Annotated in this window: 18 protein-coding genes; 8 read left to right on the top strand and 10 right to left on the bottom strand. The window is 42.3% G+C overall.

All coding sequences use genetic code 11. The features are described 5' to 3' along the window. Nucleotides 1–51: 51 nt before the first annotated feature. The 3 genes from frr to LC608_RS02910 all read right to left on the bottom strand — a co-directional run bounded on the left by frr (nt 52) and on the right by LC608_RS02910 (nt 1,941). Complete coding sequence (gene frr / locus LC608_RS02920) at nt 52–600, bottom strand: ribosome recycling factor (RefSeq protein ID WP_229552104.1); 549 nt, start codon at nt 598–600, stop codon at nt 52–54. Then, the gene (gene pyrH, locus LC608_RS02915) at nt 587–1,315 is read right to left on the bottom strand and encodes a UMP kinase (RefSeq protein ID WP_100898733.1); all 729 of its coding nucleotides are present in this window, start codon (nt 1,313–1,315) and stop codon (nt 587–589) included. The genes frr and pyrH overlap by 14 nt, the downstream gene beginning before the upstream one ends. Nucleotides 1,316–1,386: 71 nt before the next feature. Continuing rightward, nucleotides 1,387–1,941, bottom strand: a complete 555-nt coding sequence (locus tag LC608_RS02910) for a thioredoxin family protein (RefSeq protein WP_229552103.1) — start codon at nt 1,939–1,941, stop codon at nt 1,387–1,389. A gap of 446 nt (nt 1,942–2,387) precedes the next feature. Here LC608_RS02910 and LC608_RS02905 point away from each other — a divergent pair, with 446 nt between their 5' ends. Beyond that, nucleotides 2,388–3,287, top strand: a complete 900-nt coding sequence (locus LC608_RS02905) for an alpha/beta fold hydrolase (RefSeq protein WP_229552102.1) — start codon at nt 2,388–2,390, stop codon at nt 3,285–3,287. A gap of 33 nt (nt 3,288–3,320) precedes the next feature. On the opposite strand, the gene LC608_RS02900 is transcribed toward LC608_RS02905, so the two are convergent. Next, nucleotides 3,321–4,025, bottom strand: coding sequence for a diacylglycerol/polyprenol kinase family protein (locus LC608_RS02900; RefSeq protein ID WP_229552101.1), 705 nt, complete (start codon nt 4,023–4,025; stop codon nt 3,321–3,323). A gap of 60 nt (nt 4,026–4,085) precedes the next feature. Here LC608_RS02900 and yidD point away from each other — a divergent pair, with 60 nt between their 5' ends. The 4 genes from yidD to LC608_RS02880 all read left to right on the top strand — a co-directional run bounded on the left by yidD (nt 4,086) and on the right by LC608_RS02880 (nt 6,368). Continuing rightward, a complete protein-coding gene (gene yidD / locus LC608_RS02895; protein WP_012412579.1) occupies nt 4,086–4,322 on the top strand; it encodes a membrane protein insertion efficiency factor YidD in 237 nt (78 codons plus the stop codon). A 243-nt stretch (nt 4,323–4,565) separates the two neighbouring features. Next, nucleotides 4,566–4,748 (top strand): hypothetical protein, encoded by a 183-nt coding sequence (locus LC608_RS02890; protein ID WP_229552100.1) that lies wholly within the window; start codon nt 4,566–4,568, stop codon nt 4,746–4,748. 45 nt (nt 4,749–4,793) lie between these two features. After that, nucleotides 4,794–5,885 (top strand): redox-regulated ATPase YchF, encoded by a 1,092-nt coding sequence (gene ychF / locus LC608_RS02885; RefSeq protein WP_229552099.1) that lies wholly within the window; start codon nt 4,794–4,796, stop codon nt 5,883–5,885. Nucleotides 5,886–6,068: 183 nt separating this feature from the next. Then, nucleotides 6,069–6,368 carry a type II toxin-antitoxin system PemK/MazF family toxin gene (locus tag LC608_RS02880; RefSeq protein ID WP_229552098.1) on the top strand — a complete coding sequence of 100 codons (300 nt, stop codon included), beginning with the start codon at nt 6,069–6,071 and terminating at the stop codon, nt 6,366–6,368. 103 nt (nt 6,369–6,471) lie between these two features. Here LC608_RS02880 and LC608_RS02875 read toward each other — a convergent pair whose 3' ends face one another. The 4 genes from LC608_RS02875 to LC608_RS02860 all read right to left on the bottom strand — a co-directional run bounded on the left by LC608_RS02875 (nt 6,472) and on the right by LC608_RS02860 (nt 12,944). Further along, nucleotides 6,472–7,383, bottom strand: a complete 912-nt coding sequence (locus tag LC608_RS02875; protein WP_229552097.1) for a hypothetical protein — start codon at nt 7,381–7,383, stop codon at nt 6,472–6,474. A gap of 250 nt (nt 7,384–7,633) precedes the next feature. Further along, complete coding sequence (locus LC608_RS02870; protein WP_229552096.1) at nt 7,634–9,934, bottom strand: response regulator; 2,301 nt, start codon at nt 9,932–9,934, stop codon at nt 7,634–7,636. A 5-nt stretch (nt 9,935–9,939) separates the two neighbouring features. Continuing rightward, complete coding sequence (locus LC608_RS02865) at nt 9,940–10,365, bottom strand: response regulator (protein ID WP_229552554.1); 426 nt, start codon at nt 10,363–10,365, stop codon at nt 9,940–9,942. Between the two features lie 8 nt (nt 10,366–10,373). Then, nucleotides 10,374–12,944, bottom strand: coding sequence for a GAF domain-containing protein (locus tag LC608_RS02860; protein ID WP_229552095.1), 2,571 nt, complete (start codon nt 12,942–12,944; stop codon nt 10,374–10,376). A 315-nt stretch (nt 12,945–13,259) separates the two neighbouring features. On the opposite strand from LC608_RS02860, the gene LC608_RS02855 reads away from it, so the two are divergent. Beyond that, nucleotides 13,260–13,544 carry a hypothetical protein gene (locus LC608_RS02855; RefSeq protein WP_229552094.1) on the top strand — a complete coding sequence of 95 codons (285 nt, stop codon included), beginning with the start codon at nt 13,260–13,262 and terminating at the stop codon, nt 13,542–13,544. Nucleotides 13,545–13,667: 123 nt separating this feature from the next. On the opposite strand, the gene hisG is transcribed toward LC608_RS02855, so the two are convergent. Next, on the bottom strand, nt 13,668–14,312 hold the full coding sequence (gene hisG, locus LC608_RS02850) for an ATP phosphoribosyltransferase (protein WP_229552093.1): 645 nt from the start codon (nt 14,310–14,312) through the stop codon (nt 13,668–13,670). 75 nt (nt 14,313–14,387) lie between these two features. On the opposite strand from hisG, the gene rppA reads away from it, so the two are divergent. Together rppA and LC608_RS02840 are read left to right on the top strand one after the other, a co-directional pair. Then, complete coding sequence (gene rppA, locus LC608_RS02845) at nt 14,388–15,086, top strand: two-component system response regulator RppA (protein WP_229552553.1); 699 nt, start codon at nt 14,388–14,390, stop codon at nt 15,084–15,086. A gap of 66 nt (nt 15,087–15,152) precedes the next feature. Then, entirely contained in the window at nt 15,153–15,755 is a 603-nt protein-coding gene (locus tag LC608_RS02840; protein WP_229552092.1) for a Uma2 family endonuclease, read from the top strand. 90 nt (nt 15,756–15,845) lie between these two features. On the opposite strand, the gene LC608_RS02835 is transcribed toward LC608_RS02840, so the two are convergent. Beyond that, nucleotides 15,846–16,064: transposase (locus LC608_RS02835; protein WP_229552091.1), on the bottom strand; the 219-nt coding region annotated here is incomplete at its 5' end.

The following is a 16,064-nucleotide window of genomic DNA, read 5'->3' as shown; positions in this document are numbered from 1 at the left end:
CTGAAGAATTTATCCATCATCCTTCAGCCTTTATGCTTCAGACATTAAACTTTAAACAGTCGTGATGTCTTTTTCTTTTTCTGCCAACAGTGAGTCTATTTTGGCAGTGTACTCGTTTGTCAGTTTTTGCAAGCTATCTTGTTGGTCTTTTGATTCATCTTTGGAGATTTCAGAGGCTTTCTCCTGTTTGCGAATCGCGTCTATGGCATCGCGGCGAATGTTGCGAATAGCAACACGACCCTCTTCAGCATATTTAGATGCCATTTTGACAAATTCTTTACGGCGATCGCTGGTCAAAGGCGGAATATTCAGCCGAATTACAGAACCATCGTTACTGGGGGTTAAACCTACATCTGAGAGGGAAATAGCCTTCTCAACGATGTTTAGGGAATTACGCTCGTAGGGCTGAATCAGAATTGTCGAGGCATCTGGCGTGCTAATATTTGCCAGTGATTTTATGGGCGTGGGCGAACCGTAATAGTCCACTAATACCTTATCTAATAGACTCGCATTGGCGCGACCAGTGCGAATCGTGTTAAAAGCTCGTTGAGTTGAATCAACAGAACTTTGCATTTTACTTTTCGCGTCAGCTAATATCACAAGAACCTCCCACAAGGGTACCGATGGATTCTCCCAAGACTGCTCGGTGGATGTTACCTCGCACCGTTAGGTCAAATACCAGAATTGGGATATTATTTTCTTTACACAAGGCGATCGCAGTACTATCCATCACCCGCAAATCTTTCGCTAAAACATGCGCGTAGGTAAGGCTATTGTAACGCTTGGCGTCAGGATAAATATGAGGATCGGCATCATACACTCCGTCTACTTTGGTGGCTTTAAAAATCACTTCTGCATCAATTTCTGCGGCTCTTAATGCCGCAGTAGTATCCGTAGTAAAGAAGGGATTTCCAGAACCAGCACCAAAAATTACCACCCGTCCTTTTTCAAGATGGCGGATGGCACGACGACGGATATACGGTTCTGCTAATTCTTGCATAGCGATCGCAGTTTGCACCCGCGTCTGTACTCCTATGCGTTCTAGCGAATCTTGCAACGTCATGGCATTCATTACCGTGGCAATCATCCCAATATAGTCAGCGGTTGCCCTGTCCATCCCCGCCGACGCTGCTTTGACGCCACGAAAAATATTGCCGCCGCCAACAACTATGGCGATTTGAGTGCCAGTGGCTATCACCTCTGCTAATTCTTGTGCTATACCTTTGACCACTTCGGGATCAATGCCATAGCCCATGTTGCCCATTAAGGCTTCACCGCTCAGTTTGAGTAAAACCCGTCGGTAATTCGTTCCCATGAAGTTCCGCTTTATCAAAAAAGTTGCAATTGCCTCCAATTTAAGATAGCAGTTACAGGGACTATCTATGTCTAGTTACGCCAAATCAATGTAGTACCTATTGGTTGTGTTTCTGGAATATCTATTTTTTCCCCAAGAAACAAAGAAGCGATCGCAGTTCTTAAATAATCCTCTCCCGCCGATAATGGATCTTGGGGATGATCGTCAATTTTACCTTTGTAGCGTACTATACCATTAGTATCTATAAGAAAGGCTGTTGGTGTTTTTGTCGCACCGAAACTACCGGTCACATCTTGGGTTGAGTCCCACAGGTAGGGGAAGTTCAACTGGTGACGCAGGGCAAAAGCTTTCATATTTTCAAAGCTTAACTTAGTGCCGCTATCAACATTACTACCATTCAGGCCAATTAATGTGAAGCCTTTCGGGGCAAATTCGGCTTGAATGTTTTTTAACCTGTCTATGTACCACTCTACATAAGGACAGTGGTTACATAGAGAAATAACGCCCACTGCTCGGAACTTCTCAAGATAACGCCTAAGATGGTGTACTTGACCGTCAATTCCTGGCAGTTCAAAATCGGGTGCATAGCTCCCAACGGGAGTATCAATTGTTTCTAGTAGATTCATGATTTCTGGCCCGCAGAACTAGGAACAAGAAAAATATTATTAAATTCAGCGTCAGTTTCCAGTTGCAAACCCACCCCTTAGCCGATGCCTCATATTCGACAATGTTATATACCAAATTCGTGATCGTAAATTGTGAAACTACTGAATCTAGCAGTGATGCTAATTCGCTCACATCTAAAAATAGCGAAAATATGACTCATATTGTAGAAGTTATGATTTCTAATACTGACATAATCTAATTTGTGAGTAAATTACCTCTATCAACAAGACGGAAATCTATGCTGAATAAAACTCTATCAGCCTAGAAGTTTTCGTGGTGTTTGTCTAAGCTATCACTAGAGCAAAGGATTTACTTTGAAAATCTGATAAATTTTATTCAAATTCACAACAATTTTACTTGCGTCTTGCTGCTGAAAAGTTTTTACCCTTCTATTCATCAAATTTTTATGACAACCTCAAGTTCAAAAACAGCACTTAACTCTACAAAAACCTGGATTTGGCAAGATTTCCCTATCTGCTATCAAACCCAAGGAACCACTGGGCCATCTGTTGTTCTGGTGCATGGATTTGGTGCTTCTTGGTGGCATTGGCGGAAGAATATTCCCGTATTAGCACAAAGTTGCCGGGTTTATGCGATCGATTTGATTGGTTTTGGTGCTTCTGCAAAACCTCAACCTGGTGAAAAAATTGCCTATACACTAGAAACTTGGGGACAGCAAGTAGCAGATTTTTGCCGCGAAGTTGTCGGTGAGCCAGCTTTTTTAGTGGGAAATTCTATTGGCTGTATTGTCGCCATGCAAGCAGCAGTAAGCAACCCAGATATTGCTTTAGGAGTTGCTTTGCTCAACTGTTCTTTACGGCTTTTGCACGATCGCAAACGGGTAACTTTACCTTTATCTCGTCGTTACGGAGCGCCTCTACTGCAACGCCTGTTATCTATCAAACCAGTTGGTGATTTCTTTTTCAATCAACTCGCCAAACCGAAAACAGTGCGGAAAATTCTGCTGCAAGCTTATGCAAATGCTGAGATGGTGACAGATGAGTTGGTAGATATTCTCACTTCACCAGCAAGCGATGTGGGGGCTGGTGCTGTGTTTCTTGCTTTTACTTCTTATTCTACAGGGCCACTGCCAGAAGACCTTTTGCCACTGCTACCGTGTCCGGCGATTATCTTGTGGGGAACGGCTGATCCGTGGGAACCAATTAAGTTAGGGAGAGAATTAGCTAACTTTCCGCAAGTAGAAAAGTTTATTCCTTTAGAGGGAGTGGGGCATTGTCCGCAGGATGAAGCACCGGAGTTAGTCAATCCGATTTTACTCGATTGGATTTTGGAGCGATCGCGGTAATAGATTTGACTCAATTTTCACATAATGGAAAGATTAGTAACTAAGAACTAACTGACTTAAAAAGAAGGCGAGGGCTGCACTACCCAAAGGAACTGTTAAATTGTCAATACCCAAAAATGAAACAGCCTCTAAACCAGTAGCGATAACTGCTACTAACAGTGATACTGCCCAAGTTTGCCAACTGTTTCCTTGAGTTCCAACTAAAATCAAACTACTGACTACATAGCTAACGAGCATCATAGTTAGGGAGCCTTCCCAACTTTTTTCTGTCCCAAAAACTTTATACTTGTGTGTACCAAAGCGTTGCCCAATTAAGGCTGCTAGTCCATCTCCCCAAGTCATCACCAAAATTCCGAGTGCTGCGTACTGGGGTTGTTGTAAATACCAGAACCAGGCAACTAAAATACCGAAACTGACAGAGTAAAAAAATGTCCCTAAACTTTGCCGTCCAACGCTATTAAGACCAGGAAGAATTGGTAATCGGTAGGATAATAAGGTGATTGCACTGGCTAAAATAGAAGCTGTAATCCCTACACTGGCGGGAATATTTAGCCACCAAGCGATTAAAATCACATTACCAGTGCCAATATGAACTATCTTCCGCACGATTTCTGGCTTATCGGCAAAGCGGTTTACCACCCCTGCAATGAGAAGGATGAGTAACACCCAAATTGCAGCCGACGCAATTTGCAGCCAGAAAACCGGAATTGAGGTGAAGTCAGAAAATGTAATTAACAAAGATGCGACAAATGAAAAGTTTTACCCTTGTTACTAATTTATAAGATTTGGGTAGCTGCAATGAAATTATTATTTATTTGGCTGATTCGGGGCTACCGAATGTTTATCTCGCCGTTGTTTCTCCCGACTTGTCGCTTTCAACCAACTTGTTCGATGTATGCTATTGAAGCCATTGAACGATTTGGAGTGTTGCGTGGTAGCTGGATGGCAACTCGGCGGATTTTGCGCTGTCATCCGTTTCATCCAGGTGGTTATGATCCAGTGCCTGAGGTGGTAGAAAAGGTGAAGGAGGAGTAGTTTTGTGCAATTGGTGGGGAATTGAGGTTGGATTTTAAACGCAGAGGGGAGGCAGCGCGTTGCGGGGGTTCCCCCCGTTGTAGCGACTGCCGTCGCGCAAAGGAAGCGCAGAGGGACGCAGAAAATGAGAAGAGGGGTAAATTATTAAAGGATGTGTTCGTGAGTATAGCTATTTGGGAAGATGTCAACAGATGAGGTTGTCATCTAGCGTGGGAAGGTTAAATAATTTAATTTAGACTTACGATGATTAATCCTACTGCGATTTCTATACCCGAACCACAAATTCCTACTCCTGGCCCAAGTCCACTACCTAGTCCCAATCCTGAGCCGAATCCGTTACCGGGGCCTGTACCAGAACCAGTACCTGCTCCCATTCCTCAAACAGTTCCAGGGCCGATTCCCCAAACCATACCGGAACCTGTTTAGATTAACTTGGTAATGTAATCCAAAATCTCAAATCTAAAATCCAAAATGCTAAGAGCCGGAATTGTCGGACTTCCCAACGTCGGAAAATCTACTTTATTTAATGCTGTAGTTGCTAATGCCAAAGCTGAAGCAGCTAACTTTCCTTTTTGCACGATTGAACCGAATGTCGGCGTTGTCGCAGTACCGGATGAACGGTTAAATGTTCTTGCTAAAATTGCCAGTTCGGCACAAACTATCCCGGCGCGGGTTGAATTTGTAGATATTGCCGGTTTGGTTAAAGGTGCTAGTCAGGGTGAGGGACTAGGGAATCAATTCCTGTCCCACATCCGGGAAGTTGATGCGATCGTCCATGTGGTACGTTGTTTTGAGAATGACGATATTATCCACGTTGCTGGTTCTGTTGATCCAGCGCGAGATATTGAAATCATTAATATAGAACTGGGTTTATCAGATTTAGCACAAATTGAGCGACGAATTGACCGGACTCGTAAACTTGCTCGAACCAGCAAAGATGCACAGTTTGAAATCGCAGTTTTAGAAAAATTAGCTGCGGCTTTAAATGAAGGTAAATCGGTGCGTCAGGTGAGCTTGAATGAAGAGGAAACAGAAATTATTAAAGGATTAGAACTGCTCACTTATAAACCGATTATCTACGCTGCGAATGTATCTGAGGATGAGTTGGCAACTGGTAATCATTTTGTGGAAACAGTGCGGCAAATCGCAGCGACAGAAAATGCCCAAGTTGTGATAGTTTCGGCTCAAGTTGAAGCTGAATTAGTGGAATTACCAGAGGAAGATAAAGCTGATTTCCTCGCGTCTTTAGGTGTGGAAGAAGGCGGTTTGAAATCGTTGATTCGAGCAACTTACATGCTTTTAGGCTTGCGGACATATTTCACTTGTGGGCCTAAAGAAACTCGCGCTTGGACAATTAATGCCGGAATGTCTGCACCTCAAGCTGCTGGTGTAATCCACAGTGACTTTGAGCGGGGATTTATTCGCGCCGAAACTGTTGCTTATAAAGATTTAATAACAACTGGTTCGATGAATGCTGCGAAGGAAAAAGGGTTGGTTCGCAGTGAAGGGAAAGAGTATGTTGTGCAGGAAGGGGATGTAATGTTGTTCCGATTTAATGTGTAGATGTAATTAATAAGTGGCCGTTATCGATAAGATAATGGTCAACCCCTTCTGTGCGTTCGCGCAGCGTGTCGCAGACAGACGCTACGCGAATGGGGAAGTCAAAAGTCAAAAGTCAAAAATTTACCAAGCCCATAAATAAATTTATTTGCTCTGATTCAACTAACGTAGTATTTATTGCACTACGTGTCACTACATACATATTTTTTATTTTCCATAACCAAATTTACTTGCTCTGTTCTTGTTATATCTCCAATTAAATACAATCGAATCGCTTCTTTAGTTTTAGCGTGTCCTATAACTAGCAAGGCAAAAGAGCTTAGTTTTGAAGTTCCACTTGTTGAGGGAATGCAAACAAAAGGAGTTGTGTTATCCGACCAAATTAAAACACTCGATTGGAAAGCTAGAAAGGTAAAATTTGTTGAAAGTGTTTCACAAGATTTAATAGAAGAAGTACAGGCAAAGCTTGAGACATTAATTTTATAAAACTAATTTTATTTGAATTTAGAAGTGCGATCGCACCCTCAACAAGCTAAAAGTAGTTAGGTAGACAGAATGTCTGCCTATTCTCATACTCATTGGACATAGTTCAACTATTTCCACCCACAATGTATACATAAGAACCCAAATTCTCATCATCTGTACCAAGAATCACACCGCCTTCTGCACCGGGAACAAGTTCCATACCTTCAATTTTGTGGTAATCAGAGCGGTAAAGGGGAACAAGTTGAGGGTTTTGCCGCCATGCAATTTTGTTACCACGCAATCCCAAGTAACCAGCGACATAGATAGCTGACTGAAATGGCCCATCATCTCCGGCATCACTTGCTGAGGTGATGTATACAATTCCTACGGGGTCTACTTTAATATCTGAAATATGACGAACTTTGCCAGATGGAAACGGTACTTTCAGATTGGCAGAACCTGCGAGAGTAATTTGATATTTAGCTAAGTCAAATATTCCCCAAAAAATAGTTGCTGGTTGTTCTCCTTCACCTCTATCTCCCCAAATAGCAACTAATTTGCCGTCTATATTTTGTAATCCAAATGATTCAAAATTATTTCCTTGAATAATTCCTGGTAAATTGAATTCTTTGATAATAGAGATAGTCTTATTGGCAGCCTCTAACCTGATATAATAAGCTTTTCCAGAACTAGTTAAAGCGATAAATGATAACTTTGTTTTTTCTGGAACAGATGTTAAAGCTTCTAAATCGATGGGTAATTCTATTTTACTTGGCCAGTTCAATGGAAAATATTCAAGTTGGTTTTTACCCTTTATGCTGATAATTGCTAAACGACCTTGGTTTTTTTGTTTGTTGTCATGGACAATCAAAAAATCGAGCGTATTGTTTTGTTGCTCTATCAGAGCCATACCACTGATACCGAAAGGCATACCACCGCGAACCGGACGCCAATCTTGCGCCCAAACTTGCTGGGATATGGCTAACAATGCACCTAAGATTACTATATTGATGATTAACCTAAGAAACCGAGGCATATTGATTTAGCCAAGCTATGAGTATCGGTAAAAGGACGGTGTTAACGGATGCTCAATCATATTAAATCAAAGCAATTTGCACGCACATCAATAAAGCAGCCTTTTGTACTCTTAGCCATTAGCAAAATTACGCAATTAATTCACCTAATTTTAGATTTTGGATTAATGACTGTGGTTAGCATAACTATTTATACGGTTGTGAGATGAAACAAATCCAAAATCTAAAATCTAAAATCTAAAATTGTTTGGCTCACGATAGTACTTTCTCTAAAGAAAGCAATAATTCGTTGACAGTATAGGGCTTTGGCAAAAAAGTATTGACACCAATGTTAGTTAATGCACTGAGCTTCTTGTCAGACATAAGTCCACTGCTGGCAATAATTCTAACTTGGGGGTTGATTTTTCGCAGGGTACGGATTGCAGTTAAACCATCCAGCGAGGGCAGCATAATATCCATTAGTACAGCACTAATTTTGTCCCTATTTTTAGCGTACAGCGCGATCGCCTCAATGCCATCACTGGCAACTAAGATTTTATAATTGTGAGCTTCTAGTGATGTTCTGGTAATCTCTTGAATGGCAACTTCATCATCCACAATCAAAATTAATTCTCCATGTCCTGTCTGTGGTAGCAATTCTTCTGGAGTAAGTGTTTCCATCCCCTCCACTGCTGGCAAGTAAACCTTAAAGCTAGTGCCACTTCCCACTTCGCTATACACGTTCACAAAACCTCCGTGGCTTTTAACTATCCCCAGTACGGTGGAAAGTCCTAAACCAGTGCCTTGTCCTACATCTTTTGTAGTAAAGAATGGCTCGAAAATTCTATCTAAGATTTCTCTAGGTATCCCACTTCCAGTATCGGAGACAGTAACCACTGTGTAAGGCCCCTCTTTGGCTTCTAGGTTCATGCGAGCATAATTGTCGTCAATCAACAGATTCTCAGCATAAATACTCAAACTACCGCCATTAGGCATAGCATCGCGGGCGTTAACGCAGAGGTTCATCAGCACTTGATGCAGTTGTGTGCTATCTCCAGAAACCATCCACAAATGCTGTGGTACATCAGTGCTGATTTCTATGGATTTGGGAAATGTCTCTTTAAGAATCTTGCCAAGTTCCACAATTATATGTCTGAGTTGCAAAGTGATGCGCTTTCCTTCTACACCCCGCGCAAAGGACAGCACCTGTTTGACTAAATCAGCACCGCGTCTAGCGTTGATTTCCAAAATTTCTAGTAGATGGCGAGTTCGCTCATCTGCATCAGGAAATTTGAGTGGTAACAATTGCGCTCCTGCCAAAATCGGTGTCAGGATATTGTTGAGGTCGTGAGCAATGCCACTAGCTAAAGTACCTATACTTTCTAGGCGTTGGGCGCGAAACAATTGGGCTTCTAAGTGTTTTTTCTCGGTAATATCTGTATCAACGGTGAGAATCGATTTGGGTTTCCCTTGTTCATCGCACACCAGACTCCAGCGACTAGCAACAAGGATTTCCTTGTCAGTTTTGGTAAGTTTAGTTAACTCGCCCTGCCACTTTCCTTTACTAAGAACTTGTAAAAGAGCCGCTTCGATTTCTGGTGAAAATTCGTCATACAAAAGCTCACTAGCATTTTTGCCATAAGCTTCTGTTGCTTGCCAACCGAAAAGTGTTTCTGCGCCTTTGTTCCAGAAGATAATTTTATTGTTTAAATCTCGCACGCAAATGGCATCTGTGGTGACATCAAGTAATGCTGCTTGTTCGCGGATTTTTTCTTCTGCCAATTTGCGATCGCGTAGCGCAGCTTGCTGTTCGCGCAGTGCGGCTTGTCGTTCGCTAATATCAATACTGGCGCATGTTACGCCGACAATTTCTTGCGACTCATTCCGCAATGGCTCAACTGTCAAATCGTAATATCTAGTTGTATCTTTGATTGTTATTGATACTTCCTCTCGCGTTCCTATGCCAGTAGTTAACACTCCACGTTTAATTGTGGTGAGATGTCGAGCATCTTCATCTGGAATAATATCCAAATCTTGTTTGCCCAACATTTCTTCAACTGTCAATCCATCGGAGGGATTGTAAACCCAGGTGTACCGTAAGTCGCAATCTTGGTTGTAGACAAAGATGGGAGAGTTTTTGAGGGCCACCCGAAATCGTTCCTCACTCTGTCGCAGTGCGTTGTCTGCCCGTTGACGTTCGATGGCATAACGCATGGAGCGCACCAGCAAGTCGCCAGTTACTTGCCCTTTTACCAAATAATCCTGCGCTCCTTCTTGCATTGCTCTAGTTGCCAGGGTTTCATCGTTTATACCGGTCAGCACAATTATCGGAGTGGCTTTTGCTTGATGGTGAGCGATGACAAAAGTTTCGAGTCCCTGGCTATCTGGCAGCGAGAGGTCTAACAAAATGACATCAAAAAATTCTTTAGCTAAGTAGTTGAGTGCTTCAGAAAGTCGCTCAACGGGAGACAAATCAACTACAACTGTAGTAACTTCCTTTAACAACTCTTGTAATAAAAAGACGTCGCCAGGGTTATCTTCTACTAATAAGACTTTAATATTTTTACCTGCCATTTCCACTACTCCGGTGGCAGTTTTACGATCGCAAACCAAAAATTTTCTATTGATTGGACAATTTTAACGAATTGATCGAAATCTACTGGCTTAGTTATATAACAGTTTGCACATAAATTATAGGCTTTGAGGATGTCTTCTTCAGCTTGGGAAGTTGTCAAAATTACTACAGGAATTCGCCTGAGGTTTTCATCTGCTTTAATTTCTGCCAGTACTTCCCGCCCATCTTTTCTGGGGAGATTTAAATCGAGCAGCACAATATCTGGATGGGCTGCTTTAACGTATTTGTCCTGCTTTCGCAAAAATGCCATAGCCTCCACACCATCTTCGACCACATTCAGGTGAATCGATATTTTGCTATCTTCCAGGGCGATACGTGTCAGTTGGGCATCGCCAGGATTATCCTCTACCAACAAAACCTCAATAGGCATAATCGGTGTTATAATGCCCACGATTGCTTACCTGCTCTATCTGGAATTGTGAAGTAGAAAGTCGAGCCTTGACCCAGTTTCGATTCAACCCAGATCCGGCCGCCGTGGCGTTCTATAATTTTTTTACAAATTGCCAGACCAATTCCAGTACCCGGATACTTATCTCTACCATGTAAGCGTTGAAAAATTATAAAAATACGTTCAGCATATTGGGATTCTAAACCAATGCCATTATCGCACACCCAGAACAACCATTCATCTACCGACGGGGTAACATTTAAACTTTCCCCATCTGGATTTGCATCTGTCTTCGCTACCCCGATGTGAATTCGTGGCTGCTGATTCTGGCAAAATTTGATTGCATTGCCAATCAGGTTTTGAAATACTTGGATCAATTGGGTAGCATCAGCCATAACTTGAGGTAGAGGATCGTGAGTAACAATTGCTTGACTATCAGAGATCGCAATTTGCAGATTAGCGATCGCTTGTTCTAAGACAATACTACAATTTACTCGCATAAAGGGCTGTCCACGGGTGCTAACGCGAGAATAATTCAACAAATCATTTATCAGCGTCTGCATCCGCCGTGCCCCATCTACCGCGTAGTTGATAAACTGATCAGCATTATTATCAAGTTGATTTTTGTATCTTCGCTCTAGTAGTTGTAAATAACTCGTTACCATCCGCAATGGCTCTTGTAAGTCATGGGAAGCCACATAAGCAAATTGTTCCAATTCCGCATTAGAACGAGCCAGTTCCTGACTTTGCTGGCTTTGTTTTTCTAATAGTTGCGCTTGAGATAAAGCAATCCCAATTTGGTTAGCTAGTTGCTTTAACAGCTCCGTCTCAAAGTTATTCCACCGTCGAGGTGCAGCACACTGATGAGCCAGCAATAAGCCCCAAATGCCGTCCCTGACGAGAATTGGTACTACGAGGTTAGCCTTGATAGCAAACTGCTGAAGAAATTCTCGATGGCATGGTTGAATGTGAGCGGTTTCAACGTCTTCCATCGCACTCACTCTTCCTTGGCGATATCTTTCTATGTATTCTTCCTTAAAGCAGGGGTCAAAAAGATTTCTTCCCAAAATTACCGGCCAACCAGGTAGCACCGCCTCTTGCACTACTGTTCCCGAACCATCAGACTCTAGCTGAAAAATTAAAACTCGGTCAGCTTGTAGTAATTTTTGTACCTCAGTAACTGTGGTTTGGAGGATTTCCTCTATTTGTAAAGATTCTCGAATTTTCAGAGTGATTTCAGCAAATAATTGCGATCGCAAATTCTGTCGCTTTAATTCTTCATCAGCCTGCTTGCGATCTGTGATATCTGTATAAGAACCCACCATCCGCACTATATCACCCGATGCGTCCCAAAGTGCCTGTCCTCGATCTAGAATCCATTTATAGCTGCCGTCTTGGCACTGGACTCGATATTCACAGACGTAAAACGGTATTTTCTTGGCAAAGTGGTCTTGGAAGGCTTGAAGTACCCAATCTCGCTCATCGGGGTGGATTAGTTTTTTCCATTCATCCCAACCGTTGGAAACTTCGTGGTCTTTATAACCGAGCATTTCCTTCCACCGAGTTGAGAAGAACACTTCATTAGTCTTGAGGTTCCAATCCCAAATACCATCATTATTACCATTTAATGCTAATTGCCAACGTTCTTCACTCTCTCGTAGTGCTTCTGCTGTTCGCCGTCGTTCAGTGATGTCTTGGAAATAAACAGACAAGCCGTCTTTTGCAGGATAAGCGTGGACTTGCAGCCAGCAGTTTAGTGGCTGATAAAACTCCTCAAATTCCACACTCACCTGTTCTAACATTGCCCTGTGATACTCACGATAGAATGTTGTGTCTATGAATTCTGGAAATACCTCCCAGATGCTTTGACCTAATAATTCATTCTGGGTTTTTTGCAATAGTAGTTCTGCTTGACCATTAATGTAGGTGAATCGCCACTTTTTATCCAAGGCAAAAAACGCATCAGTGATGCTTTCGAGCAAATTAGCAATGCGGATTCTCGCCGATTCAGACTCGGCGTGTGCTGCTTGCTGGTGCGCCACGAGTTTCTCAGTAACTTGAGATACCTCAGTTACATGACGCCTGAGTTCTAATTGGTCGATTACCAAGCGGCTCAGAGCTACAAGCGCCTCCACTTGTTTTTGGCTCAATTCTTTTGGAGCTTGGTCAATTACACACAGAGTTCCCAACATATCTCCCTTGGGAGTAATTAGGGGTACACCTGCATAAAACCGTATATATGGATAACCAGTTACTACCGCATTATTTGCTAATGTTTCATCAGCTAGGGTGTCAGGAACCACCACAACATTACGCCGCTCTTGGCAAAGGTAAGATAACCCAACACACCGGGGCATTTCTGATACATCTAAACCTACTTTTGCCTTAAACCATTGACGGTTTTCATCAATGAAATTTACCAAGGATATGGACGTGCCACAAATAAATGCCGCTAACTGAGCAAGATTGTCGTAAGCTTCTTCCGGTTCGGTGTCAAGAATTTGATACTGGCGGAGGGCTTCTAGCCTCGCCACTTCTGTATCAATTTGTCCAGCTTTCATTAACTTTTCTTAATAAATTTAAACGTAATATCCAGTCATCAGGGTGGCTATCTCAAGAATAGCTTAATCTCTTGTAATAATTCTTAGTCTTTTCCCCGCCTCTGGCTGTTCAGGAAAGCTTGTTAAATTTTGTCAAAATGGTACATCCACATTGAAAGTGGTGCTTAGAGTAAGCTATTCCCTGTCTACGCCGCAAAGTTATTGCGTAGGCGTAGCCCGTCGTAGACATCGCAGCTAATTCTAGTGTAAACAAATTTAGTCTGTATGAGGAAATTTAATTGTTGCAGACTATCTACTAATCATTAAAACCTCACCTTGTCCTCACAGACATCCCTCTCCTTAACAAGGCTACGTTGTACACCCACAAGTCTCTTAACCTGCAATGCCATTGTATTGACTGGCAATGCGATTGTATTGATTGACAATGCGATTATATTGACTGGCAATGCGATTATATTGACTGGCAATGCCATTGTATTGACTGACAATGCCATTGTATCGATTGACAATGCCATTGTATCAACTAACAATGCTATCTATTTCTCTCGTTTCCATGCTCTACATGAAAATAAGGAAAACGTCATCAAGCTAGGTTTTTAGGACTTGTGTGTACACCGTAGCCTTAGTAAGGAGAGGGACAGGTTTTGCACAAGCAAAATCAGGGTGAGGTTTCTTTGGGCTATTCGATAAACCGTGAATTACGTCACCTTGACAGCACTACTATTACACCTCTACCAAAACGGCTTCTCGCAACTTGGCAATCACGTCACTTAAATTACTCGTATTTAGGCGGTAACTCAAAGGATGGGCAATCAACCGCGCCGTGCTTTCATAGAGAGTCGCAATTTCAATCAAACCATTTTCGCGCAAAGTCCGCCCTGTAGAAACCAAATCCACGATCGCTTCTGACATTCCAGTAATCGGGCCTAGTTCAACTGAACCATACAACGGTACTATTTCCACAGGTAAATCTAGACTATGGAAATATTCACGAGCGCAATTGACATATTTTGAAGCAACTCTACCATGCGGTGGTAAATCTAAAGGCGATCGGTAAGAACTGGATGCTTTTACCGCCACGGACATCCGACAATGCCCAAACTGCAAATCCACCAAGTGGGCAACTTGCGGCTGCTTCTCTCGCAGCACATCGTAACCAACAACACCCAGTTGTGCTTGGCCATATTCCACATAAACAGGCACATCCTGCGCCCGCACCAACAAAGCTTTTGCAAGTCCCTTAGTATCAGGAATTTGAAGTTGGCGAGTTCCTGAATCTAAAAAAGCACTAAAATCTAATCCCACAGATTGTAGCAGGCGGATGCTATTTTTAAGGAGTTCCCCTTTTGGCAATGCAACAGTCAGCATTCTTTGTTTAATATCCTTGGCGTTCTAGCAGTTGAATAATATTGAGAATATCTCTATATGCTTACCACAAGCAGCATGAGAATTTTATTAGTTGATGATGAAGTTGAACTAACTGAACCCTTGAGTCGCTTATTAACTCGTGAGGGTTACATTGTGGATGCCGCTTACGATGGCACAAGTGGTAACGAATATGCACAAGCAGGCAATTATGACCTACTAATTTTAGATTGGATGCTGCCAGGAAAAACGGGGTTAGAAATTTGTCAGCAATTGCGACGCCAAGGCAAAACTACTCCCGTGCTGTTTCTCACAGCTAAAGATACTCTAGATGACCGCGTACAAGGTTTAGATGCTGGTGCAGACGACTATTTGGTTAAACCTTTTGAACTGCGGGAGTTACTAGCGAGAGTCCGTGCTTTATTGCGTCGTTCCGGTTCCCAAACCTATGAAACCACTACCGGACGTTTAAACGTCGCTGATTTAGAACTCGATTGTGAAAATCAAGTAGCCTATCGCCAAGGACGAATAATTGAGCTATCGCAAAAAGAAAGCCAGCTACTGCAATACTTTATGGAACACACTGGACAACTAATGACTCATGCCCAGATTATGGAAAATTTGTGGCAAGAGGAAGAACAACCCAGTAGTAATGTAATCGCGGCATTAATTCGTTTGCTGCGCCGTAAGATTGAGGTAGCTAAAGAAACTACACTGATTCACACAGTTTACGGCAAAGGTTATCGTTTCGGTGCTTCCTCAGTGGAGTCAGTTTAGCGAAGAAATTTTTCTCTGGTGGACATTGCTTAGTGTTTACTTAAACCTTAATTTTTAGAGAAAACAATGGTCATCAGCCTGAAAGAACTCTTAGACGACCCAGAACTTGCAGATATTGATGATCCGGAGGAAAAATTTGTCACTAGTGGGGTAAGCTGGCAAATGTATGAAGCTTTATTAGCCAAACTAGAAGATAATTCTCATTACCGTGTCACCTATTTAGATGAAATCTTAGAAATTGTGTCACCGTCTATCAGACATGAAAATATCAAAAAACGTTTGGCTATTTTGATAGAACGCTATCTCTACTTAAAGCGAATTCGATTCAGCCCAATGGGGAGTTCTACAATTAAAAAACAACTTAAGGGAGCTGGGGTTGAACCAGATGAATGCTACTCGATTTCCGAGAAGAAAAATATCCCAGACTTAGCTATAGAGGTAAACATCACTAGTGGAAGCATTGATAAATTAGAAATTTATCGCCGTTTGGGAGTTGCTGAAGTTTGGATTTGGCAATTCAATCGACTTAGACTTTATCACTTGCGAGAAGAAACACCATCTGAGTTTTTAGATACTTACGGCTACGAACAGATTACCTCAAGTGAATTATTGCCGGAACTAAATATTGCTTTATTAGAACAATGCATCCAGATTTCAGATGAAATTTAAGCCATTGACGAATTTGAACAAGGTGCGTAAATCTTGATAAAACTCTCCCGTTCCTCGTTCCTAAAAATATATGACTTGACACTCCCCGCTCTAAAGAGACGGGGATTCTTGGTTCCCTGACTCGCCGTTAGACAGCAGGCTTGCGCCAACTGCCCAAGAGGGCAAATCTCCCCAAGCGTAGTTTCCGGTGTGCCCCACCGTAGTTAATCCAAGTTTAAGAATATTGATACTGGCGTTCACGTCCCTATCTTCTACATAGTTGCAGTGAGGGCAAACATGGGTTCTTGTAGATAGAGACTTCTTCACTTT

The sequence above is a fragment of the Nostoc sp. XA010 genome (assembly GCF_020829625.1).
GTDB lineage: Bacteria > Cyanobacteriota > Cyanobacteriia > Cyanobacteriales > Nostocaceae > Nostoc.
The sequence above is the reverse complement of the archived record's forward strand: the minus strand, read 5'-3'. Positions and strand labels throughout refer to the sequence as shown.